General features: G+C 60.8%; 1 protein-coding gene. It reads left to right on the forward strand.

Translation table 11 applies throughout. From position 1 onward, the window contains the following. Positions 1-232: 232 nt before the first annotated feature. Entirely contained in the window at positions 233-1207 is a 975-nt protein-coding gene (locus KVT32_RS27780; protein ID WP_142051405.1) for an IS110 family transposase, read from the forward strand. Positions 1208-1232: the final 25 nt, after the last annotated feature.

Here is a 1232-nt window from a genome sequence, read left to right on the forward strand (position 1 = left end):
GGGTGTCAGACACCTTGTATCTTGGCCACTGTAGTGATTAGCTATCGCTACACGCGGACCGATGAGCGTGTTCAGACACCTAGAGCCTGGACTTTGTGGTTCAGATTACGCCTCGGTTCCGCACCTCTGAGCCGGCTGGACACTGGACGGTAGCCTAGGGCATTGGACCCTGTATGTACAAGGCAAGTGGGCGCAGCGGGCTTCTTTGGTATTGGCAAGGGAGCTTAGGTTTATGTTTTTTCTCGGAATTGACGTTTCTAAGGCGAAGCTGGATTGCGCGCTGCTTGGCAGCGATGCCAACAAACGCAAGACCAAGGTCGTACCCAACTCGATAGCGGGCGTGCAGACGCTGCTGCAGTGGTGCGCCAAGCAGGGAGCCGAGCCGGCGCAGTTGCATGCCGTGCTCGAGCCCACAGGGCAATATCACGAGCAGGCTGCCACGGCCCTGCATGACGCTTCGGTCAGTGTCTCGTTGGTCAACCCTGCCCAGGTGCGCGACTTCGCCGGGGCGCTGGCGGTGCGCTCCAAAACCGATGGGATCGATAGCTACGTGCTGGCCCGCTACGGTCAGGCGCTCAAGCCTGGGCTGTGGCGCCCCGCACCGCTGCATGCCCGTCAACTACGGGCCTTGTTGGCTCGGCGCGACGCGCTGGCCAAGGATCTGCAGCGCGAACTCAATCGCCAGGAGAAGACGCAGTTCAGTGATCCACCCGTGCTGGTCGAGGGATCCATCGCCAAAACGATCGCGTTCCTGCGCGAAGAGATCAAACGCCTGGATCATGCGATCAATGACCACATCGACCGCCACCCGGACCTGAAGGAGGATCGGGAACTGCTGACCAGCATCCCCGGCATCGGGGATCGAGCGGGGAACTCGATCCTGTCGATCATGCATAACCGGCCCATCGAGTCAGCCGAGGGCTTGGCCTCCTACTTGGGGGTGGTGCCGGTGCAACGCCAGTCCGGCACCAGTCTGAACAGCCGGCCGCGGCTATCTAAAACGGGTCCCAGCACAGTACGTGCCACCCTCTACATGGCCGCTATCGTCAGCAAGCGCTTCAACCCACACGTTGGTGCGCTTTACGCGCGACTCTTAGCAGCTGGAAAGAGCAAAATGGCCGCGCTAGGCGCGGCCATGAGAAAGCTGGTGCATCTGTGCTTCGGCGTGCTTAAAACTCGGACACCGTATCGGCCCGACTACGCCTGAGCGCTTGACGGTCAAGACGGTATCT

The organism is Achromobacter sp. GbtcB20 (assembly GCF_019091095.1).
Lineage (GTDB): Bacteria > Pseudomonadota > Gammaproteobacteria > Burkholderiales > Burkholderiaceae_B > Achromobacter > Achromobacter mucicolens.